This window comes from Methylorubrum aminovorans, assembly GCF_022179725.1.
GTDB lineage: Bacteria > Pseudomonadota > Alphaproteobacteria > Rhizobiales > Beijerinckiaceae > Methylobacterium > Methylobacterium aminovorans.
Genome location: NZ_BPRC01000001.1, coordinates 886,767 through 909,622 on the forward strand (window position 1 = coordinate 886,767; position 22,856 = coordinate 909,622).

22 protein-coding genes are annotated in these 22,856 nt (G+C 69.9%); 10 read left to right on the forward strand and 12 right to left on the reverse strand.

From position 1 onward, the window contains the following. Positions 1-7: 7 nt before the first annotated feature. Positions 8-994: a heparan-alpha-glucosaminide N-acetyltransferase gene (locus MFF24_RS04105; RefSeq protein WP_238222560.1), complete on the reverse strand. Its 987-nt coding sequence runs from the start codon at positions 992-994 to the stop codon at positions 8-10. 406 nt (positions 995-1,400) lie between these two features. Here MFF24_RS04105 and MFF24_RS04110 point away from each other — a divergent pair, with 406 nt between their 5' ends. From MFF24_RS04110 to MFF24_RS04135, 6 genes are read left to right on the forward strand one after another with little or no spacing between them, the layout of a single operon-like run. Further along, positions 1,401-1,961 (forward strand): cold-shock protein, encoded by a 561-nt coding sequence (locus MFF24_RS04110; protein WP_108942976.1) that lies wholly within the window; start codon positions 1,401-1,403, stop codon positions 1,959-1,961. Beyond that, a complete protein-coding gene (locus MFF24_RS04115; protein ID WP_108940848.1) occupies positions 1,958-2,467 on the forward strand; it encodes a DUF192 domain-containing protein in 510 nt (169 codons plus the stop codon). Before MFF24_RS04110 ends, MFF24_RS04115 begins: the two co-directional genes overlap by 4 nt. 8 nt (positions 2,468-2,475) lie before the next feature. Then, positions 2,476-4,260: a magnesium chelatase subunit D gene (locus tag MFF24_RS04120; protein WP_238222569.1), complete on the forward strand. Its 1,785-nt coding sequence runs from the start codon at positions 2,476-2,478 to the stop codon at positions 4,258-4,260. A gap of 13 nt (positions 4,261-4,273) precedes the next feature. After that, positions 4,274-5,176, forward strand: a complete 903-nt coding sequence (bchO, locus tag MFF24_RS04125) for an alpha/beta fold hydrolase BchO (RefSeq protein WP_373322654.1) — start codon at positions 4,274-4,276, stop codon at positions 5,174-5,176. A 44-nt stretch (positions 5,177-5,220) separates the two neighbouring features. Beyond that, a complete protein-coding gene (locus tag MFF24_RS04130; RefSeq protein ID WP_238222573.1) occupies positions 5,221-6,747 on the forward strand; it encodes a phytoene desaturase in 1,527 nt (508 codons plus the stop codon). Further along, positions 6,728-7,789, forward strand: a complete 1,062-nt coding sequence (locus tag MFF24_RS04135) for a phytoene/squalene synthase family protein (protein ID WP_238222575.1) — start codon at positions 6,728-6,730, stop codon at positions 7,787-7,789. The genes MFF24_RS04130 and MFF24_RS04135 overlap by 20 nt, the downstream gene beginning before the upstream one ends. A gap of 87 nt (positions 7,790-7,876) precedes the next feature. Here MFF24_RS04135 and ureG read toward each other — a convergent pair whose 3' ends face one another. The 7 genes from ureG to MFF24_RS04170 form a co-directional block, all read right to left on the reverse strand. Beyond that, on the reverse strand, positions 7,877-8,491 hold the full coding sequence (gene ureG / locus MFF24_RS04140; protein ID WP_108940853.1) for an urease accessory protein UreG: 615 nt from the start codon (positions 8,489-8,491) through the stop codon (positions 7,877-7,879). Positions 8,492-8,508: 17 nt separating this feature from the next. Then, on the reverse strand, positions 8,509-9,219 hold the full coding sequence (locus tag MFF24_RS04145) for an urease accessory protein UreF (protein WP_238222577.1): 711 nt from the start codon (positions 9,217-9,219) through the stop codon (positions 8,509-8,511). Beyond that, positions 9,176-9,679, reverse strand: coding sequence for an urease accessory protein UreE (locus MFF24_RS04150; protein ID WP_238222579.1), 504 nt, complete (start codon positions 9,677-9,679; stop codon positions 9,176-9,178). The genes MFF24_RS04145 and MFF24_RS04150 overlap by 44 nt, the downstream gene beginning before the upstream one ends. Before the next feature lie 3 nt (positions 9,680-9,682). Further along, positions 9,683-11,395, reverse strand: a complete 1,713-nt coding sequence (gene ureC, locus MFF24_RS04155; protein ID WP_238222581.1) for an urease subunit alpha — start codon at positions 11,393-11,395, stop codon at positions 9,683-9,685. Positions 11,396-11,468: 73 nt separating this feature from the next. Beyond that, positions 11,469-12,368, reverse strand: a complete 900-nt coding sequence (locus MFF24_RS04160) for a DUF1003 domain-containing protein (protein ID WP_238222583.1) — start codon at positions 12,366-12,368, stop codon at positions 11,469-11,471. Beyond that, positions 12,365-12,985 carry an urease subunit gamma gene (locus tag MFF24_RS04165; RefSeq protein ID WP_238222584.1) on the reverse strand — a complete coding sequence of 207 codons (621 nt, stop codon included), beginning with the start codon at positions 12,983-12,985 and terminating at the stop codon, positions 12,365-12,367. Before MFF24_RS04165 ends, MFF24_RS04160 begins: the two co-directional genes overlap by 4 nt. A gap of 98 nt (positions 12,986-13,083) precedes the next feature. Then, complete coding sequence (locus MFF24_RS04170) at positions 13,084-13,974, reverse strand: urease accessory protein UreD (protein WP_238222585.1); 891 nt, start codon at positions 13,972-13,974, stop codon at positions 13,084-13,086. A 238-nt stretch (positions 13,975-14,212) separates the two neighbouring features. Here MFF24_RS04170 and MFF24_RS04175 point away from each other — a divergent pair, with 238 nt between their 5' ends. Next, positions 14,213-14,734: a flavin reductase gene (locus tag MFF24_RS04175; RefSeq protein WP_238222586.1), complete on the forward strand. Its 522-nt coding sequence runs from the start codon at positions 14,213-14,215 to the stop codon at positions 14,732-14,734. A 165-nt stretch (positions 14,735-14,899) separates the two neighbouring features. Here the strand turns inward: MFF24_RS04175 and MFF24_RS04180 are convergent, their stop codons facing one another. Together MFF24_RS04180 and MFF24_RS04185 are read right to left on the reverse strand one after the other, a co-directional pair. After that, positions 14,900-15,148, reverse strand: a complete 249-nt coding sequence (locus tag MFF24_RS04180) for a hypothetical protein (protein WP_238222587.1) — start codon at positions 15,146-15,148, stop codon at positions 14,900-14,902. Positions 15,149-15,679: 531 nt separating this feature from the next. Continuing rightward, positions 15,680-17,038, reverse strand: a complete 1,359-nt coding sequence (locus MFF24_RS04185) for an 8-oxoguanine deaminase (protein ID WP_238222588.1) — start codon at positions 17,036-17,038, stop codon at positions 15,680-15,682. Positions 17,039-17,314: 276 nt separating this feature from the next. On the opposite strand from MFF24_RS04185, the gene MFF24_RS04190 reads away from it, so the two are divergent. Continuing rightward, positions 17,315-17,971 (forward strand): hypothetical protein, encoded by a 657-nt coding sequence (locus MFF24_RS04190; protein WP_238222589.1) that lies wholly within the window; start codon positions 17,315-17,317, stop codon positions 17,969-17,971. A 92-nt stretch (positions 17,972-18,063) separates the two neighbouring features. On the opposite strand, the gene MFF24_RS29025 is transcribed toward MFF24_RS04190, so the two are convergent. After that, positions 18,064-18,297, reverse strand: coding sequence for a hypothetical protein (locus tag MFF24_RS29025; RefSeq protein WP_012455083.1), 234 nt, complete (start codon positions 18,295-18,297; stop codon positions 18,064-18,066). Positions 18,298-18,758: 461 nt separating this feature from the next. Between MFF24_RS29025 and MFF24_RS04200 the strand changes: the two genes are divergently transcribed. Both MFF24_RS04200 and MFF24_RS04205 read left to right on the forward strand, forming a co-directional pair. Continuing rightward, positions 18,759-19,772: an NAD-dependent epimerase/dehydratase family protein gene (locus MFF24_RS04200; RefSeq protein WP_133090458.1), complete on the forward strand. Its 1,014-nt coding sequence runs from the start codon at positions 18,759-18,761 to the stop codon at positions 19,770-19,772. 221 nt (positions 19,773-19,993) lie between these two features. Then, positions 19,994-21,310: a UDP-glucose dehydrogenase family protein gene (locus MFF24_RS04205; protein ID WP_238222590.1), complete on the forward strand. Its 1,317-nt coding sequence runs from the start codon at positions 19,994-19,996 to the stop codon at positions 21,308-21,310. 21 nt (positions 21,311-21,331) lie between these two features. On the opposite strand, the gene MFF24_RS04210 is transcribed toward MFF24_RS04205, so the two are convergent. After that, positions 21,332-21,676, reverse strand: coding sequence for a hypothetical protein (locus MFF24_RS04210; protein ID WP_133090456.1), 345 nt, complete (start codon positions 21,674-21,676; stop codon positions 21,332-21,334). Positions 21,677-22,856 lie beyond the last annotated feature (1,180 nt).

Here is a 22,856-nt window from a genome sequence, read left to right on the forward strand (position 1 = left end):
GAAGTCCTCACGGCGGGGCCGCGGTGCCTTCCGCGGCCTCGTAGCAGCGTTGCGAGAGGCCCTGCGCCTTGGCCCGCTCCTCGACCGAATACGGTTTGCCGGAGCCCCAGAGCCCCTCCCGGCGTAGGGCGTCCGCGGTGCAGCGGGCGGCGATCCGGCAGGCTCCCGCCTCGCCGCCGGTGCGGGTGCAGTGCGCGACGTAATCCTTTCGGAAGTTCGCGAGCCCGGCCTTCGGGTGCGGACCGGTCAGCGTCACGAGGCCGGTCAGGAGGGCGAGCAGCACCGGCTGGTGGACGAGGTAGACCGCAAGGCTGTGCCGTCCGGCGAAGGCCGCCCCGCGCGCCATCGGGTTACGGGCGCGCCATTGTGCGAGCGCCGACCCTGCCAGCCTCGGCCGAAGCAGCTGGGCTAGCGTGATCCCGGCCAGCACCAGCCCGAACCAGGGAAACAGCGGCACCCAGTCGTTGCTGTCCGGCAGCCCTCGGCCGAGACCGAGAAAATAGAATTCCGGCGCGTCGAACAGGGGATGGGCCACGACGTGCGGGGCTAGCATCACGCCGACGGCGGTGAGCGCCGCGACCCAAGCCGGCAGGAACACGAACGGCAGTCCCAGCAGGCTGGAGACGGCGATGCAGTGCAGGATGCCGAAGAAGATGTAGCTCTGCGGAAAGGCGATCCGCGTCGCCACCGTGATGAGGAGCGCCGCGCCGCCGATACGGGCGAGGCGCAGGATGAAGAGCCGCCAGCGCACACCGTCGCCGTTGGCGAGCACGAGGCCGACGCCGACCAGCAGCAGGAACGCGCCGGCGATGCCGTGGGCCGCCAGGCGTCCCGGTGGTGTCAGCGCGTAGTTTTGGGGCGTGAGTTGCAGGAAGCCGAGGTCCCACAGCCCATGATAGGCCGCCATCGCCGCGAGCGCCGTCCCGCGGGCCAGATCGACGGCATCGATCCGCCGGCTCGGGCGGAGCGGCGTGGACGTGGGGGAGGCAGACATGGCCGCGGCCTACCACCGTTCGCGGGTCCGGGCGAAGGGTGCGCGCGTAAGCCGCTGCCTGCTGGACAGCCGGCCCTGCGCCCCCTCGCATCGTGCGCGTGAGGGGCGACACTCCCGCGAAAGGCGGCAGGGGCGACCTTAACCCTTTGTGCGGCCACGCTCTCCCGTGCCGGAATCTGTTCAAGACTGATCAGACAGGCCGGCGACACGGCCCCGGGGAGATGCGACATTGTCGCCATGCCTTCGAAAAATGATCATTTGAAGTGTCCCGTTGCCGGCCAAACGGGCTTTCCGCGTAATCTGACTTTGTTAACGTAGCTCCGGGATTGCGCCGCGCGATTCGGCACGGGTTGCTTACATGTCGAACGATCACGAATTGAGTTCCGTCGAGCTTCGCACGCCGGACATGCGGCACCGCGCGACGGAGCGGGAAAGCGAGGAGGAGCGTCCGCCCGAACTCGTGGAGATCGCCGGGCGCATCAAGTGGTTCGACGTCTCGAAGGGGTTCGGCTTCATCGTGCCGGATGACGGCTCGGCGGACGTGCTGCTGCACATCACCTGCCTGCGCCGGGATGGTCACCAGGCCGCGAGCGAGGGCGCGCGGATCGTGGTCGAGGCGGTAAAGCGCGCCCGCGGCTGGCAGACCTTCCGGGTGATCTCGCTGGATCAGTCGACCGCGCTCCACCCCTCCGAACTGCCCATGGCGCGCACGCATGAGGTCGTCACGCCCACGAGCGGCCTGGAGGTTGCGGTGGTGAAATGGTTCAATCGCCTGCGCGGCTTCGGCTTCCTCAGCCGCGGCGACGGCACGCCGGACATCTTCGTCCACATGGAGACTCTGCGCCGTTACGGCATCGCCGAGCTGAAGCCCGGCGAGCAGGTGCTGGTGCGCTACGGCGACGGCTCGAAGGGTGCTATGGCGGCGGAAGTCCGCCTCGTCGACGGGGCGCTTCCGGCCTCCCATTGACGGTGATCCGCGTGCCCGTGTTCCGATCCGCGTCCAAGCTCCTTCTCGCCGCCTGTCTCGCCGCGCTGGCGGCGGCGACCCAGCTGCCGCCGGCCCGAGCCCAGGACACGGCACCTGCCGCCCAGGCCGCGACCGAGCCGCTCGCCATCGTCGCGAAGAATGGCCGCCACGCCTTCCAAGTCGAGGTGATGCGCACCGACGCGCAGCGCGCCAAAGGGCTGATGTACCGCCGTTCCATGCCCGTCGACCATGGCATGCTGTTCGACTTCGAGCGGCCGGCGCCGGCCACCATGTGGATGAAGAACACTTACCTCTCGCTCGACATGGTGTTCATCCGCTCCGACGGCTCGATCGCCCGGATCGCCGCCGACACCGAGCCGCTCTCGACCAAGGTGATCTCGTCGGGCGAGCCGGTTCTGGCGGTGCTCGAACTCAATGCCGGCACCGCCGCCAAGCTCGGCATCCGCGCCGGCGACCGGGTCGAGCACCCGATGTTCAAGCGCTGAGCCCCGCGATGGCCCCGGAGCCCGACGATCCGGCCGGGGCCTGGGACGATGCGCTGCGCGCCGCCGCCCTGTTCGCCGCCGATCCGCACGGCCTCGGCGGAATCGTGCTGCGCGCTCGCGCCGGGCCGGTGCGCGACCTTTGGCTCGACCATCTTCGCGACCTTTTCGCCGGGCCGATCCGCCGGATGCCGCCGGGCATCGCCGACGACCGGCTGATCGGTGGCCTCGATCTGCCCGCGACCCTGCGCGCCGGCCGCCCCGTGATCCAGCGCGGACTTCTGGCGGAGGCCGATGGCGGGCTCGTGCTGGTGCCGATGGCCGAGCGGCTGGAGCGCGGCACCGTCGCCCGGCTCGCGGCCGCCCTCGATACTGGAATGCTGAGACTCGAACGCGACGGTCTCGCCGCCCGGCTCCCGGCCCGGTTCGGCCTCGTGCTGCTCGACGAAGGACAAGAGGACAAGGGGAATGAGGACGAGGCCGTCGCGGCGGCCCTCGCCGACCGGCTCGCCTTCCGCATCGACCTGAACGGCGTGGGCCTGCGCGAGGCGCAGGCCACGGCATCACGACGGGGAGAGACGCCGACGCGACGGGAGTCGCGGGCGCCGATGCCACCCGGACAGGCCCCGGACGATCCGGTCGCCACCCTGTGCGCCGTCGCGGAAGCCTTCGGCGTCGCATCCCTGCGGGCGCCGCTCCTCGCCCTCCGGGCCGCCCGGCTGATCGCGGCGGCGGCGGGCCGTGCGGAACCGGGCGAGGCCGACCTGATCGAAGCGGCCGGGTTCGTGCTCGCCCCGCGGGCGACGCGGCTGCCCTCTCCGCCGCAACCCGACGGGGACGCGGCAGAGCACCCGCCGCCTCCGGAGCCGCATCCTCCGCAAGACGCTCAGCCAGCGCCCGACGACGCGTCGGAGCGAAACGAGTCGACGGCACAAGCGCCCGACGAAAGGGTGCTCGAAGCCGTCCGCGCCGCATTGCCAAAAAATCTGCTGGCGCAGCTTCTCGCCGGCGGGCCGCCGCTGCGCGCGACCGCTGCCGGGCGGATGGGTGCGGCCTCGGCCTCGCCGCTGCTGGGCCGCCCAGTCGGCAGCCGTCCCGGCGACCCGCGCCGGGGGCGGCTCGACCTGATTGCGACGCTCCGCGCCGCCGCCCCGTGGCAGCGCCTGCGTCGAGCCGGGGATGACGTGGGCCGTATCGTCGTCACCCCGGAGGATTTCCGGATCCGCCGGCTGAAGCGGCGCAGCGAGACCACGACGATCTTCTGCGTCGATGCCTCCGGCTCGGCGGCGCTCGAACGGCTGGCGGAAGCGAAGGGCGCCGTCGAATTGCTGCTCGCCGAGGCTTACGTCCGGCGCGACCGGATCGCCCTCGTTGCCTTCCGCGGCACCGGCGCCGAGACCGTGCTGCCGCCGACGCGCTCTCTAGTGCGGGCCAAGCGCGCGCTGGCAGGCCTGCCGGGCGGGGGCGGCACGCCGCTCGCCGCCGGGCTCGACGCCGCGGCGGCCCTGGCGCTCGGTATCCGCCGCGGGGGCGGAAGCCCAGTCATCGTCCTGCTCACCGACGGGCGCGCCAACGTCGCCCGCTCCGGCCTCGGCGGCCGGGCGCTCGCCGGGGAGGAGGCGCTGGCCGCCGCCCGCCTGCTGCGGGTCCAAGGCCTGCCTATCCTCGTGATCGACACCGGCGCGCGTCCGGACGGCGCGCGCCGCCTCGCCGAGGCGGCGCAGGCGCGCTATTGTCCGCTGCCCCACGCCGATGCGGGCAGCGTCAGCGCGGCGGTGCGCGCCGCCACAGCCTGAGGCCCGTTTGCTCTTGCCCCTCCACGACGACCGTCCGGATTGGGAGCGCGACGGCCGCGACTGGCCGCACCGAGCCGCGAGCCGCTTCGTCGAGGCGGCCGGCCTCCGCTGGCACCTGCAGGAATTCGGCGAGCCGGACGCACCCGGCCTGCTGCTCCTGCACGGCACCGGGGCCGCGACCCATTCCTGGCGTGGGCTGGCGCCGCTCCTGGCCGCGCGCGGGTTCCGCGTAGTGGCGCCCGATCTGCCGGGCCACGGCTTCACCGATCCGCTGCCTGCCCGCCACCTCTCCCTGCCCGGCATGGCCGAGGCGGTGGGCGACCTCGCCGCCGGCCTCGGCCTGACGCCGCGCCTCGCCGTGGGTCACTCGGCCGGCGCCGCTGTGCTCGCGCGGATGTGCCTCGACCGGCGCATCGCTCCCGACCTGTTGGTGGCGCTCAACGGCGCGCTGACTCCGTTTCCAGGGGTTGCCAGCTTCCTGTTTCCCAGCATTGCCCGGATGCTGTTCCTCAACCCGGTGACGCCGAAAGTCTTCGCCTGGGGCGCCGACCGGGCCGCGGTGCGCCGGCTCATCGACGGCACCGGCTCGCGCCTCGATGCGCAGGGGCTCGACCTCTACCGGCGGCTGTTCACCCGCGCCGGCCACGTCGCCGGCGCGCTCGGCATGATGGCAAACTGGGATCTGCCAGCACTGTCGCGCGATCTGCCGCGGCTCGACACCCGCACGCTGCTGATCGTCGGCGGCGACGACAAAGCGATCAAGCCGGAGGACGCCTTCACCCTCCGCGAGCGCCTGCCGGACTCCCGCGTCGAGCTGCTGCGGGGGCTCGGCCATCTCGCCCACGAGGAGGCGCCGGAGCGGGTTGCCGACATCATCCTGGCGGAAGCGGGCGCCGCGCGGACCACGCCGGCCTGAATCGCCTCTTGCGCTAACGAGAATCCCGGCCATAGTGTCAACTGATGTTGACACTTGCCGTCAAGCCGACTGACGCGACAGGCCCCGATGCCCGGCCGCACGCCGTCGTGATCGGTTCCGGCTTCGGCGGGCTGGCGGCGGCGATCCGGCTTGGCGCGCGCGGTTACCGCGTCACCGTGCTGGAGCGGCTCGACCAACCCGGCGGCCGTGCCCGCGTTCACCGGCAGGATGGCTTCACCTTCGATGCCGGGCCGACCATCGTCACGGCGCCGTTCCTGTTCGAGGAGCTGTGGCGCCTGTGCGGGCGGGCGATGCACGAGGACGTCGCCCTCGTGCCGATGCAGCCGTTCTACCGCATCCGCTTCGAGGACGGCGAAAGCTTCGCCTATAGCGGCGACCGCGCGGCGATGCGGGCGGAGGTCGCCCGGTTCTCGCCCGATGACGTGACCGGCTACGAGCGCTTCATGGCCCATAGCGAGGCCGTGTGCCGGGTCGGATTCGAGAGACTCGGCCACGTCCCCTTCGGGAGCGTCGGTGCGATGCTGCGGATCGCGCCCGACCTCCTGCGCCTCTCGGGCCATCGCAGCGTCTACGACGTGGTCGCCCGCTTCATCGGCGACGAGCGGCTGCGCACGGTCTTCAGCTTCCATCCGCTGCTCATCGGCGGCAACCCGTTCCGCGCCAGCGGCATCTACTGCCTCATCGCCCATCTGGAGCGGCAGTGGGGCGTCCACTTCGCCATGGGCGGCACCGGGCGGCTGGTGGACGGGCTCTGCGGCCTGATCCGTGGGCAGGGCGGGACGATCCGCTGCGGCGCGGACGTGGCGCGCATCCGGGTCGAGGGCGGGGCGGCGACCGGCGTCGCGTTGGCGGACGGCGAGAGCATTCCCGCTGACATCGTCGTCTCGAACGCCGATTCCGCCTTCACCTACGGCACGTTGCTCGGCGGCCGGACCCGGCGCTGGAGCGCGCGGCGGCTCGCGCGCGCCGCGTCCTCCATGGGGCTGTTCGTCTGGTATTTCGGCACCCGGAGGAAATACCCGGAGGTCGATCACCACATGATCCTGATGGGCCCGCGCTACCGCGCGTTGCTGCAGGACATTTTCGATCGCAAGCATCTGGCGGACGATTTCAGCCTCTACCTCCACCGCCCGACCGCGACCGACCCGCTGCTCGCCCCGCCGGGCTGCGATGCCTTCTACGTGCTCGCGCCGGTGCCGAACCTGGCCGGCGGCCAGGATTGGGCGCGGCTCGCCGAGCCCTACCGCCAGCGGATCGCCCACTTCCTCGAAGGCTCGGTGCTGCCGGGGCTGTCCGACGCCCTCGTCACTTCGCGGGTGACGACGCCGCAGGACTTCTCCGACGACTTCCTGAGCTTTCGCGGCTCCGGCTTCGGGCTCGAACCGGTGCTGACGCAATCGGCGTGGTTTCGCCCGCACAACCGCTCGGAGGACGTGGCGAACCTCTTCCTCGTCGGCGCGGGGACACACCCCGGCGCTGGTCTGCCGGGCGTTCTCTCCTCGGCCCGTGTCCTCGATTCCGTGGTGCCGGATGCCCGTGTTCGTGCCTGATCCCTCCGCCGCCAGCCCCAGCGACTGGGCCGCCTGCCGGGCCACGATCCGCGCCGGGTCGAAAAGCTTTTTCGCGGCCTCGATGCTGCTGCCGCCTAAGGTGCGGGTGTCCGCCTACGGCCTCTACGCCTTCTGCCGCCTCTCCGACGATGCGGTGGACGCGGCGGGCGGCAACCGGGGCGCATCCCTGGCGCGGCTGGAACGGCGGCTGACGGCGGCGCTCGCCGGCCGGCCCGCCGACCACCCGGCCGACCGGGCGCTCGCCGAGGTCTTGGCCCGCCACACCATCCCCGAGGCGCTGCCGCGTGCCCTGCTCGAGGGCTTCGCCTGGGACCTCGAAGGGCGGCGCTACGACACCCTGTCGGATCTCGCCGCCTACGCCGCCCGCGTCGCGGGAACGGTGGGGGCGATGATGACGCTGGTGATGGGCGTGCGCGATGCGGACGCGCTCGCCCGCGCCTGCGACCTCGGCGTGGCGATGCAGTTGACCAACATCGCCCGCGACGTCGGCGAGGATGCCCGCGCCGGGCGTCTCTACCTGCCGCGGAACTGGCTCGACGCGGCCGGAATCGATCCGGGCGCCTTCCTCGCCGACCCCCGGCTCAGCCCCGGCCTGCAACGGGTCGTGGCCGACCTGCTGACGGCGGCCGCCGAGCTCTACGCGCGCGCCGAGCCCGGCATCGCCGCACTTCCCTTAGGTTGCCGCCCGGCGATCCGCGCCGCCGGCACGATCTACGCGGAGATCGGCCGCGCGGTGGAGGTGAACGGCCTCGATTCGGTGACCCGGCGCGCCCGCGTGAGCGGCGCTCACAAGGCTCGGCTGCTCGCCCGCGCCGTCCTGCCCGCGAGCCGCGCGCCGGGCCTCTCGGCGCCGCCGCTGCCGGAGACAGCGTTCCTCGTGGAGGCCGTGCTCCACCATCCGGTCCTGGCCTCGCGCCGCCTACCGCCGTGGTGGAACGTTTCGGGTCAGGTCGTGCGCGTGCTCGACCTGATCGAGGTGTTGGAGGAACGCGACGCGTTCCGCCGTTCCGCCCCGTCGTGAGGAAAGTGGGTACAGCCGGATTCCCTTCTCCCCGCGAGCGGGGCGAAATGATGCGCACTCACCCGATGCGGATCACCTGAACCGGCCTCAACCCAATCCGCCCGCCTCGACGATGAAGCGCGCGACCGTGTCGGCCCCGTGTCCTTCGCGCAGCGAGGCGAACACGTAAGGCCGCGTACCGCGCATCCGCCGCGTGTCGGCCTCCATCACCGAGAGGTCGGCGCCGACCAGTGGCGCGAGGTCGGTCTTGTTGACGATGAGCAGGTCCGAGCGAGTGATGCCGGGTCCGCCCTTCCGCGGGATCTTCTCGCCGCCCGCCACGTCGATGACGTAGAGGGTGATGTCGGCCAGTTCCGGCGAGAAGGTCGCCGCGAGGTTGTCGCCGCCGGATTCGATCAGCACGAGGTCGAGCCGGGGAAATCGGCGACGCATCTCCGTCACGGCGGCAAGGTTGATCGAGGCGTCCTCGCGGATCGCCGTGTGCGGGCAGCCGCCGGTCTCGACCCCGAGGATGCGCTCCTCGGGTAGCGCCCCGGCCACGGTGAGGATGCGGGCATCCTCCTTGGTGTAGATGTCGTTGGTGATCGCGCAGATCTCGTAACGGTCGCGGAAGCGGCGGCAGAGCTGCTCCATCAGCGCCGTCTTGCCCGAGCCGACGGGGCCGCCGATGCCGACGCGCAGAGGTCCGTTGAGGGATGCCATAACGTCCAAAGATGTCCTCAGGAGCGGAAGATGCGGGAATACTGCGTCTCGTGCCGGAAGGAACCGAGATCGAGCCGCAGGGTCGCGCTGCCGAGCGCGTCGAGGTCTCCGACCTGAAGCGTCTCCGCGAGTTTAGCGACCTGCGGCGTGAGCGCGGCGAGTACCGCCGTGCCGGCGCTCTGGCCGACCGGCGCCACCCGTAGCGCCGCCGAGACGAGGTTCTGGACGAAGGCGAGACCGTAGGCCGCCACCGTCGCTTTCCGCGCGACGCTGTGCGCGCCGGCCGCCGCGCCAACGGCCACGGGATAAGCAATCTCGGCCGCGAGCCGCTCGGCGACGGTCGAGAGGGTAGGGCAGGGCCACGCCCGCAACGTCGCGTCGAGAAAGCTGCGGCCCTGCTGGCTCGTTTCCAGGTGAAGCTCGCGCGAGGGGGCGAGCGCCAGCGCGAGATCGTTGATTTCGACGAGTCCCGCCCCGTCGCCCGCCTCCGTGGCGCGATGGGCGGCGGCGCAGAGGATCATGTCGTTGCGCCCCGCGCCCCGCTCCAGCACGTCGCCGAGCCAGTGGCAGAGGGTGGTGGCGTCTCGCACATCGCCGCACTCCACTGCCCATTCGAGTCCGTGGGAATAGGCGAAGGCACCGACCGGGTAGGTCGGCGAGAGCCACGCCATCAGCCGCAGCGCATCAATCATGGGCGTGATGGTGGCCGTGCGAATGAGCGTGCCCATGGTCGTGCCTCTCGGCATGCCCGTGCCCGCCGGCATAAGCGCCGCCCTCGGGCCGGAACGGCCGCGTCACCGGCTCGGCGCTGCCCCCTAAACCCCGCACCATCTCGGCGAGCACGTGGTCGTGGCCGATCCACACCGCCTCCTCGCCGATCTCGGCGGGGATGTGCCGGTTGCCGATGTGCCAGATCAGTCGCTTGAGCGCGTGCGGGGAGGGCGCGCGGATCTCGAGCAACGCCTCCGGCGCCGCCTCGACCCAGACCAGCCGGCCATCCTCCAGCGCGAGGGCGTCACCGTCATCGAGCACGGTGGCCTCGGCGAGGTCGAGCAGGAAGGCGGTGCCGCCGACGCCGCGCATCGCCATGCGGCGGCGGTGGCGGTCGTTCGAATCGAGCACGATGCGATCGACGATCTCGCCGGAGCCGAGACGATCACGGCGAATGACGCGGGTGGCGCGGATCATGGTTCAGAACAGGAAATAGCGCTGCGCCATCGGCAGAACCTCGGCCGGCTCGCAGACCAGCAGCTCGCCATCGGCGCGCACATCGTAGGTCTCGGGGTCGATCTCGATCACCGGCGTCGCGTCGTTGAGGATCATGCTCTTCTTCGAGATGCCGCCGCGCACGTTCTCCACCGCCACCAGCTCCTTGGAGACGCGCAGCCGCTCCTTCACCCCGTCCTCGATCGCGGCCTTCGAGACGAAGGTGAGGGCCGTGGCAAACGGGGCGCGGCCGTAGGCGCCGAACATCGGTCGGTAATGCACCGGCTGCGGCGTCGGGATCGAGGCGTTGGGATCACCCATCGGGGCGGTGGCGATCATTCCGCCCTTCATGACGAGGTCCGGCTTCACCCCGAAGAAGGAGGGCGTCCACAGAACGAGGTCGGCGAGCTTGCCCGCCTCCACGGAGCCGATGTGCCGCGACACGCCGTGGGCGATGGCCGGATTGATCGTGTACTTCGCCACGTAGCGTCGCGCCCGCAGGTTGTCGTTGCCCGACGCGTCTCCGGGCAGGGCGCCGCGCTGGCGCTTCATCTTGTCGGCGGTCTGCCACGTGCGGATCACGACCTCGCCGACCCGGCCCATCGCTTGGCTGTCGGAGGACATCATCGAGAGCGCGCCGAGATCGTGCAGGATGTCCTCGGCCGCGATGGTCTCCTTGCGGATGCGGCTCTCGGCGAAGGCGAGGTCTTCGGGAATCGATGGGTCGAGGTGGTGGCACACCATCAGCATGTCGAGATGCTCGTCGATGGTGTTCTTCGTGAACGGCCGCGTCGGATTCGTCGACGACGGGAGCACGTTGGCGAGCCCCGCGACCCGCATGATGTCCGGCGCGTGTCCGCCGCCCGCGCCCTCCGTATGGAAGGCGTGGATGGTGCGGCCCTTGAAGGCGGCGATCGTGTCCTCGACGAAACCCGACTCGTTGAGCGTGTCGGTGTGGATCATGACCTGCACGTCGTAGGCGTCGGCGACCGTTAGGCAGGTGTCGATCGCGGCGGGCGTGGTGCCCCAATCCTCGTGCAGCTTCATCGCGCAGGCGCCGGCTCGGATCATCTCCTCCAGGGCGCCGGGCACCGAGGCATTGCCCTTGCCGGCAAAGGCGAGGTTCATTGGAAAATGGTCCGCCGCCTCGATCATCCGAGCGATGTGCCAGGGGCCGGGCGTGCAGGTGGTGGCGAAGGTACCGTGCGCGGGACCCGTGCCGCCGCCCAGCATCGTCGTGACGCCGGAACACAAGGCCTCCTCGATCTGCTGTGGGCAGATGAAGTGGATGTGGCTGTCGAAGCCGCCGGCGGTGAGGATCTTGCCCTCGCCCGCGATCACCTCGGTGCCGGGGCCGACGACGATGTCGACATTCGCCTGAACATCCGGGTTGCCGGCCTTGCCGAGCTTGAAGATCCGGCCGCGCACGATGCCGACATCGCACTTCACGATGCCCCAGTGATCCAGCACGACGGCGTTGGTGATGACGGTGTCGACCGCGCCTTCCGCGTTCGTCGCCTGTGATTGGCCCATCCCGTCGCGGATCACCTTGCCGCCGCCGAACTTCACCTCCTCGCCATAGGTCGTGAAGTCGCGCTCGATCTCGATCTCCAGGCTGGTGTCGGCGAGCCGGATGCGATCGCCGGTGGTCGGGCCAAACATGTCGGCATAGGCGGCGCGGGGCAGGCGGGCAGACATGAGGGACACTCAGGTTTCAGGGACGCCAGGGGGACAGGCAGGATCGGTGCCGAGGGGGTCGGGCAGGAAGCCCTCAGGCCGCGGGATCGGGCGAGGGCGGTCCGGAGGGCGGTCCGGCCCCGGCGGCGGGCGGAGCCGCGTCGGAGGTCGCTGGCTTCGCGCGCTTCTTGCGCACGACCTTCTTGACCTTGACGACCGGCTTGCGCGCCACACGGGTGCGCATCTCCTGAAGCATCTCGAGCTGGATCTGCTGGATTTCCGCCAGTCTCTGCCACTGCTTCGTGACGAGATGATCCATCTTCTCGTGCAGATGCCGGATTTCCAGCTCCGCCTTCAGGTTGACGCGGTAATCGTTGTTTGAGCGCAGGCGGTCCTTCTTGTCCTGCCGGCTCTGGCTCATCATGATGATCGGCGCCTGGATCGCCGCGAGGCAGGACAGGACGAGGTTGAGCAGGATGAACGGGTAGGGGTCGAACGCCCCCCTCTCACCCATGGTGACGTTCACTGCCATCCAGGCGGCCAGCACCAGCGCGAAGCTGATGAGGAAGGCCCAGGACCCGCCGAAGGCGGCGAGCCCGTCCGAGACGCGCTCGCCGAAGCTGCGGTGCTCGTCGTAATCTTCCTCGACGTTCTCGGCGATCGTGTCTTGCGCGGCGATGCTCTCGGCCACCTGCCGGTCGAGATCGGAATACTCGCCGTGCTCCTCCGCCAGCAGTTCGGCGACGTAGCGGGTGCGGTACCGGGCGAGTTCCTTGACGCTGATGAGCGCGTCGTCGGCGAGGCCCGGATAGTCCGACCGGATATGTCCGGCGAGCGCCGGGCGCAGGCTCGCCAACGGAACGAGATTGCGGCGGTTCATCTCGACGCCGGAGATCGCGCAGACGCCGCGCTTTTTCGTCGTCAGCAAATGCGCCTCGGCATCGAGCGCCATCATCCCCCGGTCGCGCTCGTGCACCTCGTCGGTCAGGCTCACAGAGGACCCATCACGTCGCCGCGGAAGCCGAAGACCTTTCGGTCTCCCGAAAGCGGCACGAGCGCCACCGCGCGGGTCGAGCCCGGCTCGAAGCGCACCGCGGTGCCCGGCGCGATGTCGAGGCGCTGGCCTCGGGCCTTGTCGCGGTCGAAGACGAGGCCCGGATTCACCTCGAAGAAGTGGTAGTGCGAGCCGACCTGAATCGGGCGATCGCCGGTATTGGCGACCTCGATCACGGTGCGCGGCGCGCCCACGTTGAACACGATCTCGGCGGGCAGGGTCGTCACGGTGCCAGGCACGTCCGCCGAGGGGATGCCGCGGATCGGGTGGTGGACCGTGACGAGCTTGGTGCCGTCGGGAAAGGTCGCCTCGACCTGGATGTCGTGGATCATCTCCGGCACCCCCTCCATCACCTGCGAGGCGTCGAGGACGGTGGCCCCCGCCTGCATCAATTCGGCGACGGAGCGACCGTCGCGGGCACCCTCGACGACGAAGTCGGTGATGAGCGCGACCGCCTCGGGATGGTTGAGCTTGACCCCACGCGCCAGCCGGTTGCGGGCGACCTGGGCGGCCATGGCGACGAGGAGCTTGTCTTTCTCGCGGGGCGTAAGGAGCAAGGCGTGCGTCCTGAGGCAGAGGGCTGAGGTGGCAGGCGGCCGGGTTTGAAGGTCGGCGCGAGCAAGGATCATGCTCGCGCCGAGGTCAAGCGGGTCGGTCAGCTCTGCCAGACGCGCGGCATCGGCTGCCCGCGCCACGCGGCCAGGAAACGGGCGGCGCCCTCGCGCAGCGGCGCGACGGTCGGCGCCAGCATCCGCACGGCGAGATGACCGTTCCAGGCGCTCGCGCCTGCCTCGACGGAGTCAGGCAACGTGCCGAGAAGGGCGCGTGCTTCGTCGATCCGTGCTTCGGCACCGGGCGCGAAGTCGAGGATCGTCGCGAGCGCGCGGGCGCCGCCGCCGATCGCGGTGCGGGCCATGAGCGCACTCACCGGGCCGTCGAGGCGCAGATCGTCGGCATAGGCGAGGCGGCTGTCGCGGCGGATGCGCCAGCGATCCTCGAACAGGGCCTCCTGCAAGCTCTCATCTCGCGCCGCCCGGCCGAGCACCGCGATCTCGGCCACGAGCAACGCGGCGTCGCGGGCGAGATCCGCCTCGAACCGGCGCCGGAGCCGGGCACGATCGAACAGGATCGTCTCCTGCGGCAGCCAGTCGAGGCGCGCGCCGGAGCCGACGCTCGCCCGGTTGAGGATCTCCGCATCCGGCAGGTCCGAGCGGTAGATCTTCTCCGCCGCGGTCGTGGTCAGCAAGCAGGCGCCGCCGGCCTCGACCACGACCGAGACCTCGAACCGATCACCGCAGGCGACGCCGCCGCCGGTATTGACCAAGACGCCCTCCAGCATCCGCTCGGAGCCCTGGCGGGGGAAGCGAAGGCGCAAGGGACCGCTCTCGGCGAGATCCACGATCCGCGTCGGGGCGTGCGCGGCGGTGCCGGCCGGGGCGGCGCGCAGGCGCACGATTCCGTGCGAGCGCTGGCGGACCGGGGCCGGGCGATGCGGTTCGGCAGCGGGAATGGCACGGTCTCCGAAGGTGTTCGACCCGCGCTTCATCCGACAGGGCCGGCCGGTTCCGCAAGGCGACGGACGGGCTCTGCCCGGTGCCATCCCGCACCGATCTTCGGAAATGCACGGGACGATCCCGTCGCGATCACTCCGGACGACGACCCGCGCCCTTGACCGGAACGGCCGGAGCGCCCACCGCGTCATGCTTTCGCGAGCGCTCGACCGGGCCTTGCGACGTCCTGCTCAACGATCGGGACCCGATTTCGGCCCCGAGAGGCGTAACCCTATGACTTCACCCGACTCCGAGACCCCCTCCGCCTCGGCCTATCGCGAGGCGATGGCGCAACTCGCGAGCGCGGTGCATCTCGTCACCACCGACGGGCCGGGCGGCCGGGCGGGTCTCACCGCGACCTCGGTCTGCAGCGTCAGCGACGGTCCGCCGACGCTGCTGGTCTGCCTCAACCGCGGCTCCTCCGCCTATCCCGCCTTTCTTCGAAACGGCGTGCTCTGCATCAACACGCTGACGGCGGCGCACGAAGGCCTCGCGGCGGATTTTGCCGGCCGCGTCCCGCGCGACGAGCGCTTCAACGGGCGGGAGTGGGGCATCTTGCAGACCGGGGCGCCGGTCCTGCCGGATGCTCTCGTCGCCTTCGACTGCCGCATCGTCGATCGGCACGAGGTCGGCACCCACGACGTGCTGATTTGTGAGGTCGAGGCGCTTGCCGAGATCAGGGATATCGACGGCTTGCTCTACGCCGGACGCCACTACCGGGTCCTGCCGCGCCGAACCGCACCCGAAGCATCGTGATGGATGTCCGATCCGGTACGCGGCCCTGAACTCCGGTTTTCCATCGATACGAAAGCCGGGGACCGCCGGAGCCGATGGGTGCGGCGCCGACGGATGAGAATCACCGGGCAAGCAGCGGCCGATCCCCGTTGCTGAACGCGGGTGATCGGCCGGCCCGTCGCGGCCTCAGCGCGCGTAGTGGCGAGCGCGGGCGGTGTCGGGGTTGAAGCCGCTGCGGCCCGCCGCGCGCGGCCCGAGATCGCGCGGATCGTAGGGCGGAGCCTCGAAGAGGCCGAACGGTTCACTCAGCCGCCCGACGCTGCCGGTGGTCTCCGCTTGCGGGTTCGCGGGCATCCGGCTCCGATCTCCGGCAAGGGCGCCGCCTGCCGAGAAGGCGAGCACCAAGAGAGCGGCCGAAACGGTGTGTGCGGACATCGTGTGACTCCTGAACAAGGTCTTCCGTTTCAGGATTTAAGCACGAAGCCGAGGCAATCATCATAGAATTTGTGCAGCGATGCCTCACGCAGCGCCAGACTTTGCCCATTGCAAAGGCAGACCCAGAGCCATGAGATGCCGAGGCATTAAAGGAACTGCCTGGGCCGCCCACCAACTCTACGCTAAATCAATGGTTTACGCGCGGATCGCAGGATTTTGCTCACATCCGCAGCAGTTGGCATGATCCTTTCCCGAGGGGTGCGTGTTGGCACAGGGCAGGTTTCCCTCGGGATTAAGGGCAGCGCTGACAGAGCACCCAGGTGACGGTCGCTTTCACGCGTCCCAGGCGCTCACCCCTGAACTGCCCGTGCAGGTCGTGCCCGGCGGACATGCGGCGCCCATGCGCTCACAACTGAACGAGACCGGATCGATCGGAATGTCCGACATGTCGGGAATCGCGAGGCCAATCTCCGGCCCGAGGGCCAGCGCCCGGCCGGTACGGGCTGATCCGGATACCGAATTCGGCGGATGTCAGCCGAAGAGTTGGTGGGCGAGCCGCGAATGTTCCTCGCGCAGGCGCCCGGTCTCGATACCGAGCGGCTGACCGTCGATCACCCGCCAGCGGCCGGCGACCATCACTCGGTCGGCCCGGTGGGCACCGCACAGCACGAGTGCCGCGAGCGGGTCGTGGGCACCGGAGAAGCGTAGTTCATCCAGGGTGAACAGCGCCAGATCCGCCTCCCGGCCGGTCTCGATCCGGCCGATATCGTCACGGTTGAGGCAGGCAGCGGAGCCCTCGGTCGCCCAGCGCAGGGCGTCGCGATGGGTCACCGCCTCAGCGCCGTAGGTCAGGCGGTTGATCATCAGGGCGTGGCGCACGCCCTCCATCAGGTTCGAGCTGTCGTTGGAGGCCGAGCCGTCGACGCCGAGGCCCACGGGCGAGCCCGCCGCCTCCAGCTCGCAGGTCCGGCAATGGCCCGAGGCCAGCACCATGTTCGAGGTCGGGCAGTGGCACACGCCGACGCCGGCCGCGCCGAGACGGCGCACCTCCTCGTCCTCGAAGTGGATGCCGTGGGCGAGCCAGGCCCGCCGCGTCATCCAGCCGACCTCCTCGAGGTAATCGACCGGACGCTGGCCGAAGGCCTCCAGGCAGAAGGCGTTCTCGTCGCGGGTCTCGCCGAGATGGGTGTGGAGCGGGCAATCGTAGCGCTCGGCCAGCACCGCGCTCTCGCGCATCAGCCGCTTGGTGACGGCGAAGGGTGAACAGGGTGCGAGCCCGATCCGCACCATCGCACCGGGCTTGGGATCGTGAAACAGGCGCAGCACCCGTTCGCTGTCGGCGAGGATGGTGTCGTCATCCTGCACCAGCGCTCTGGGCGGCAACCCGCCGTCCTCCTGCGACAGGCTCATCGAGCCGCGGGTGACGACAGCGCGGATGCCCAGCGCCCGCGCCTCCTCGACCTGAATATCGACGGCCTTCTCCAGCCCCTGCGGGAACAGGTAGTGGTGGTCGCCCGCCGTGGTGCAGCCCGAGAGCAGCAACTCGGTATAGGCGAGCCGGGTGGCGAGGCGGAACGCCTCCGGGTTGAGCCGGCCCCAGATGCCGTAGAGCGCCTGCAGCCAGGGAAACAGCGGCTTGTTGATCGCCGCCGGATGGGCGCGGGTGAGCGTCTGGAAGAAGTGGTGATGGGTGTTGACGAGGCCGGGGATGACCACGTGCCGCCCGGCCCCGAAGGTCTCGTCGACCGGGGCGGAGGGATGTGCGCCCGCGGGCACCGTCTCGGCGATGCGGCTGCCCTCGACGACGACGCCTCCGGCGGCTCCCTCCGCCAGGATCGCGAGGGGATCACGGATCCAGAGGCGCCGCACCGTCATGCCGTCCGCTGCCATACCGACTCCTGAGATCGTCGAAAGAAAAGCTCGAACCGCGCCGCGGCCCCGGCTGTATCGAACGGCGACGATAGGGGTGGAGAGCTTTGGGATGAAGCGTTTTGCCTAAGACCTGTGGTGGAAGAGCCGATGAAGTTCGCGTTTTGATACATGGATCTATGGACGCCGCAGGCACGCACCCCTACCTTTGCTGGGAGCTTCCACGGCGGGATCGTTGCACCCGGCGCAGGAGCTGACGGCCGGCGTTGTCCATCTCCGATCCCGAGGGGATTTCCCATGTCGCGCGGCAGCCGCTTTCGAACGCTCCTAATCCTGGTCGGCACCCTGCTGGCAGCCAACCCTGCCGCTGCGCAGGACAAGCCGGGCCCTTCCCCAGCCGATGGCAAGCCGTCCGGCCAGTGGACTGATCCGCCGGCCAAGGTCGATCCTCCAGTAACGAATGTCGGGTCGAAGACGGTCTCGACGCCCGCCAAGCTCGACGAGCCGCGGAGCGAGGCCCGCGTCGAGGCCCGCTCTTCCCGACGTTCGGCCAAGCTTCGCCGCGAGCGGATCCGGACGGCCGCGGTTCGCGCGCGTCCGGCACGGCAGGAACGGGTCGCCCTAGTGCGGAGAGCGGAGCGGCCGAGCCGACGGGTCGCGATGCGGCAGATGGTTTGGCCGAGAGCGGCGAGGGCGGCGCCGATGCGAAGCCTGCGTCCGGTCTACGGCGACATCCCGCCCGATGCTCCGGCGGATGCCTATTACGAGCAGCGCCGGTTCGGAACGGTCGGCAACCGGTCCCGGGATCTCGGCGTACCGCCGGAGGGCGCCGCCGCCTATCACAGCGTCGGGATGCGCGAGGGCGGACGTCTCGTCATGCGCTGGCGCGGACCGGGCATCCCGCCCACCGTGGTCGGCCAGCCGTCTCCGTTCGATGCCTTCGGCGCGGATTAGTTCGGAAAATGATACGGGCGCCGTGCAGAGCAGGGCGCCCGAGTCCGATCGCTTCGCCTTGGGATGCGAGCGTGATGCTTCAGCAAAATGCCTCAGCGAACGCGGCCGGGACGGGCCGGCTCGAACACGATGCGGCGGTGGTAGGCGCACCAGCTCTTGCCATCGGCGACCGGGGCTCCGCAGCATACGGCCTGGTCGCTCGGCTCACCGATGATGAACTTGCAGACGAAGGTGCCGGATTGCGCGAAGGGGACACGGAGATCGGCGGAGGGCTCGGCAATCGCATCGGCCTCGCCGACTTGCGGCAGGCGGAAAAGTTGGTTCATCGTGCGGACACTCGGTGTTCGAACTCGCTGGACCCAAGCGAGGGGCGACACGGCGCCCTGGGCCTGGATGGATGTCTCGGCCGGCTCCATGGTCTCACCCCTTCCGTGCAACGGCGTTCGGCCCCGGCAGACGTCGGGACCCGCGTCGCAGGCGGGTGCAAGGCATAAGTCGGCTGATAGTCTGGCGTAAGTATACCTGATTCCCCGAGAAACAACCCCTGAGCCGGCGCGACAGGTCCGCGCTGGAAGCAGGCTTGACCGGACAGGACAGGGTACCCGGCGCGTGACAACGCACCGAAAAACCTTCCAAATCGAAAATCGACCAGCGGCGGCAACGTTCCCCCAAGGGTGTTCAGGGGCACTCGTCCGGGGCTGTCGCAACCCCGATCGCATTTCTTGCGAGGCGCGGCTGCGAAGGCTATCCCGCTTCATCCTCGGGAATTCGGCGCGACGGGCCTCGCATGCACGCTCTTGTCACGGGCTCCGCCGGCTTCATCGGCCACGCGCTGAGCCGGCACCTGCTGGCGGCGGGCCACACCGTGACCGGCTTCGATGGCCTCTCGCCCTACTACGACGTCGCGCTGAAGCGGGCCCGGCACGCGGATCTTGCCCGGGATCCAGGCTTCGAGGCGGTGGAGGCCCGGCTGGAGACGCCCGGCGCGCTCCTCGACGTGATGGCCCGCGCCAAGCCGGATCTCGTGTTCCACCTCGCGGCGCAGGCCGGCGTCCGCTACAGCCTCGTCGACCCCGGCGCCTATGTCGAGGCGAACCTCGTCGGCTTCGCCAACCTGCTTGAGGCGGTGCGCGCCCACCCCGTCCGACACCTGCTCACGGCCTCGACCAGTTCGGCCTATGGCGGCAATGCCAGCGTGCCGTTCCGCGAGACCGACCGTGCGGTCTCCCCGCTCACGCTCTACGCCGCCTCCAAGCTCGCCAACGAGGCGATGGCGCATTCCTACGCCCACCTGTTCCGCGTACCGACGACGGCGTTCCGGTTCTTCACGGTCTACGGACCGTGGGGTCGGCCGGACATGGCGCTGTTCCTGTTCACCCGGAAGATCCTGGCGGGCGAGCCGATCGAGGTGTTCGGGGAAGGCGCGGCGGAGCGCGACTTCACCTACATCGACGATCTCATCGACGCGATCGTCGCCCTGTCGGAGCGTCCGCCGCCGCTGCCGGGCGAGGGCGGTCCGGTCTCGACCGCCGACACCTTGAGCGCGGTGGCGCCCTACCGCCTTGTGAATATCGGCGGCGGCCGTCCGGTCCGGCTCGATGCCATGATCGGCGCCCTGGAAGCGGCCCTCGGGCGCAAGGCCGAACGCGTGCTGAAGCCGCTTCCGCCGGGGGACGTGATCCGCACCCATGCGAGCACCGACCTGCTGCACGCCCTCGTCGGCCGCCTGCCGGAAACGCCGTTGGCGACCGGCATCCCGGCCTTCGTGAAGTGGTACCTCGACTATTACGGAGACCAGTAGGCGCGAGACGGCCTGCATCGCCCTTTGTCTTCTAAGTCGGATCACAGCCTTTCGGGGCAATCGCATCACCCGATCATCACCCGGTCGTCACCCGAATGCGCCGGGACCGTCCACGCTGCGCGCATTGTCGGCACGGGAAAATATGCCGACCCTTGTGACAGGCGGCCTCCTCCGCGGTTCCTGAGGATCGAGGGCTGCCGCGGCAGGGAGACGGATCACCGATGCGCATCGCAATCATTGGCTCGGGCTATGTCGGCCTCGTCTCGGGCGCCTGCCTCGCCGATTTCGGCCACGAGGTCGTCTGCATCGACAAGGATCCCGACAAGATCGAAGCCCTCAACCAGGGCCGCATGCCGATCTACGAACCCGGCCTCGATGCCCTCGTCGCCGAGAACGTCCGCGCCAGACGCCTCGGATTCTCTACAGACCTCAGACCCGCCGTGGCGCAGGCCCAGGCCGTGTTCATCGCGGTGGGCACCCCGTCGCGCCGCGGCGACGGCTTTGCCGACCTCTCCTACGTCTACGCCGCAGCGCGCGAGATCGCCGAGGCGCTCACCGGCTATGCCGTGGTCGTCACCAAATCGACCGTCCCCGTCGGCACCGGCGACGAGGTCGAGCGCATCCTGCGCGAGGCCCGCCCCGACCTCGATGTCGGCGTCGCCTCCAACCCCGAATTCCTGCGCGAGGGCGCGGCCATCGGCGACTTCAAGCGGCCCGACCGCATCGTCATCGGCGCCGAGGATGCCCGCGCGGCCGCCGTCATGCAGGAGGTCTACCGCCCGCTCTACCTCAACCAGGCGCCGATCCTGCTCACCGGACGGCGCACGGCCGAGCTGACCAAGTACGCCGCCAACGCGTTCCTGGCCACCAAGATCACCTTCATCAACGAGATCGCGGATCTCTGCGAGCAGGTCGGTGCCAACGTGCAGGAGGTCGCCCGCGGCATCGGGCTCGACAACCGCATCGGCTCGAAGTTCCTGCATGCGGGGCCGGGCTATGGCGGCTCGTGCTTCCCGAAGGACACGCTGGCGCTGGTGAAGACGGCGCAGGATTACGGCACGCCGGTGCGGATCGTCGAGACGGTGGTGGCGGTCAACGACCAGAGGAAGCGGGCGATGGCGCGCAAGGTGATCGCGGCCTGCGGCGGCTCGGTGCGGGGCAAGCGGGTGGCTTTACTCGGCCTGACGTTCAAGCCGAACACCGACGACATGCGCGACGCGCCCTCGCTATCGATCATCGCCGGGCTGCAGGATGCGGGGGCGCGGATCGTGGCCTACGATCCGGAGGGGATGGAGCAGGCGCGGCCGCTGCTGCAGGGCGTGGCTTACGCCGAGGACGCCTATGGCTGCGCGGAAGGGGCGGACGCGCTGGTGATCGTCACCGAGTGGAACGCGTTCCGGGCGCTCGATCTGGCGCGGCTGAAGGGGCTGATGGCCGCCCCCGTCCTCGTCGATCTGCGCAATGTCTACGCGCCGGACGAGGCCCGCCGCCACGGCCTGCGCCATATCGGCGTCGGCGCGCTGGCGGGCGACGACTGACCGGAGGATTGCCCTCTGGCCTCAGCGCGCCGCGCGGCGGGCGAGCAGGAGATGCAGCCCCTGCGCGGCAAGGCCGCCGATCATCGCCGCGCCGCCCTTGACCAGAAAATCGATCACCCGTCCGTGGCGGCTCACGGTCAGGCCCTGCGCCGCTTCGAGGGCGCCGGCGAGGGCGACTGCCGCGATGAGGGCCAGCCCCCAGCGCCGCGGATAGGAGAGCGCGAGCAGAAAGCCGAACAGGGCGTAGGCGCCGGCCCGCTCCAGGTTCGGCGAGGCGATGACCGGACGCGCCTCGAGCGGCGAGAGCGTCACGGCGACGAGGCCGATGGCCACGATCCACGCCATCAGGCGAACAAGCGTCAGCATAGGATCAGGTGCGCGCAAGCCGTCGCTGCGGTCAAGCGAGACCTGCGCGCCTCAGGTGTCGTCCGCCGGGCTTATTCCACCGATGACGCGATCAGCGTGAACAGAAGCCCGAGCGCGAGGTTGCAGGCGAGCAGGATCAGGAACAGGGTCATCACCGCCTCACGCCACGCAGGTCAGGACGATGTAGGGCCAGCGCGGCGGACATGATGCCCGCGCCGCTCTCTGAGACGTCTGCGGGCTGCGGCCCGCCTCCTGTCCGGGCGCTGATCGGGCATCCTCGGAACGGCGCTCCGATCCGCCGCCCGTCGCCGCAAGGCCGGGAGCCGAGCCGGACACGATCAGAAGGATCGAAGCGGCCCGGGCTGCGATAGCGATCTTCGGCATCTTTCCCCTCGCGACGTCTTCGTTTCGCAAGAAGCGAGTTAGCCCTGACTGTTTGCGGCCATGTTGCGTGAAATGTTGCGTCCTCTCCGCCGACTGGCGGTTGCGGTGGCGCAACGCGGTCCGGCGGCCCCCGGCGGCAAGATCTGTTTGGGGATGTACGCTACTACTTAAGCGCAAATGATGCCGGATATCCCTAATTTGGAGGATGAAATCCTCCTGAAATCGTTGCCTGCTTTCATCGTTGGGGCACGGGCTGCCGTGACACCGGGGGTGCGCCGAGGGGGCGTTCCGGTAGCGGCGGAGGAGCCCTGAGGGGGATGGTCATGGTCAGGAATGGGGCGGTTCATCCGCGCTGGGTTTTGCGCAGGGACGAGCGGCGGGCCGGACGCTACGAGGGTGACAAGGTGGTGCGGTGGATCGCACGCCCAACCCTGATGAAAGGGCGCGCGAAGGGACCGGCGAACTCTGAAGCGGGAGACGGCGCCGCGGGTTACGCCGCGTCATCCCGCCCGAACGGCTTCACGGGTTTGCGGATCGTCTCCGACACCTGATCCGGAGACGAGGATCGCAGGGCGCGCGGCCATCGCCGAAGACGGGCGCGAACCCTGATCGCGCAGCCATCGCGCCGGTGTTTCCAACGACACCGGCGCGGAGCCACGGTTTTGACAAAGCGTGCAGACCGGAAGATGCGCCGGCCGGTGTCGTCGGTCTTCGAGCCGGATCCGTGAGGATTGAGGCCTGACACGACGCCGGAATCTCTTGGCAAGCTCTTCGGCTCGGTCCATGCTTCCCTTCG

Excerpts from the sequence above, each read along its gene's own strand:
- MFF24_RS04105 (WP_238222560.1), bottom strand. The coding sequence starts at position 994 with ATGTCTGCCTCCCCCACGTCCACGCCGCTCCGCCCGAGCCGGCGGATC.
- MFF24_RS04110 (WP_108942976.1), top strand. The coding sequence starts at position 1,401 with ATGCGGCACCGCGCGACGGAGCGGGAAAGCGAGGAGGAGCGTCCGCCC.
- MFF24_RS04120 (WP_238222569.1), top strand. The coding sequence starts at position 2,476 with ATGGCCCCGGAGCCCGACGATCCGGCCGGGGCCTGGGACGATGCGCTG.
- MFF24_RS04130 (WP_238222573.1), top strand. The coding sequence starts at position 5,221 with ATGTTGACACTTGCCGTCAAGCCGACTGACGCGACAGGCCCCGATGCC.
- MFF24_RS04135 (WP_238222575.1), top strand. The coding sequence starts at position 6,728 with ATGCCCGTGTTCGTGCCTGATCCCTCCGCCGCCAGCCCCAGCGACTGG.
- ureG (WP_108940853.1), bottom strand. The coding sequence starts at position 8,491 with ATGGCATCCCTCAACGGACCTCTGCGCGTCGGCATCGGCGGCCCCGTC.
- MFF24_RS04145 (WP_238222577.1), bottom strand. The coding sequence starts at position 9,219 with ATGGGCACGCTCATTCGCACGGCCACCATCACGCCCATGATTGATGCG.
- MFF24_RS04150 (WP_238222579.1), bottom strand. The coding sequence starts at position 9,679 with ATGATCCGCGCCACCCGCGTCATTCGCCGTGATCGTCTCGGCTCCGGC.
- ureC (WP_238222581.1), bottom strand. The coding sequence starts at position 11,395 with ATGTCTGCCCGCCTGCCCCGCGCCGCCTATGCCGACATGTTTGGCCCG.
- MFF24_RS04170 (WP_238222585.1), bottom strand. The coding sequence starts at position 13,974 with ATGAAGCGCGGGTCGAACACCTTCGGAGACCGTGCCATTCCCGCTGCC.
- MFF24_RS04175 (WP_238222586.1), top strand. The coding sequence starts at position 14,213 with ATGACTTCACCCGACTCCGAGACCCCCTCCGCCTCGGCCTATCGCGAG.
- MFF24_RS04180 (WP_238222587.1), bottom strand. The coding sequence starts at position 15,148 with ATGTCCGCACACACCGTTTCGGCCGCTCTCTTGGTGCTCGCCTTCTCG.
- MFF24_RS04185 (WP_238222588.1), bottom strand. The coding sequence starts at position 17,038 with ATGGCAGCGGACGGCATGACGGTGCGGCGCCTCTGGATCCGTGATCCC.
- MFF24_RS04190 (WP_238222589.1), top strand. The coding sequence starts at position 17,315 with ATGTCGCGCGGCAGCCGCTTTCGAACGCTCCTAATCCTGGTCGGCACC.
- MFF24_RS29025 (WP_012455083.1), bottom strand. The coding sequence starts at position 18,297 with ATGAACCAACTTTTCCGCCTGCCGCAAGTCGGCGAGGCCGATGCGATT.
- MFF24_RS04200 (WP_133090458.1), top strand. The coding sequence starts at position 18,759 with ATGCACGCTCTTGTCACGGGCTCCGCCGGCTTCATCGGCCACGCGCTG.
- MFF24_RS04205 (WP_238222590.1), top strand. The coding sequence starts at position 19,994 with ATGCGCATCGCAATCATTGGCTCGGGCTATGTCGGCCTCGTCTCGGGC.
- MFF24_RS04210 (WP_133090456.1), bottom strand. The coding sequence starts at position 21,676 with ATGCTGACGCTTGTTCGCCTGATGGCGTGGATCGTGGCCATCGGCCTC.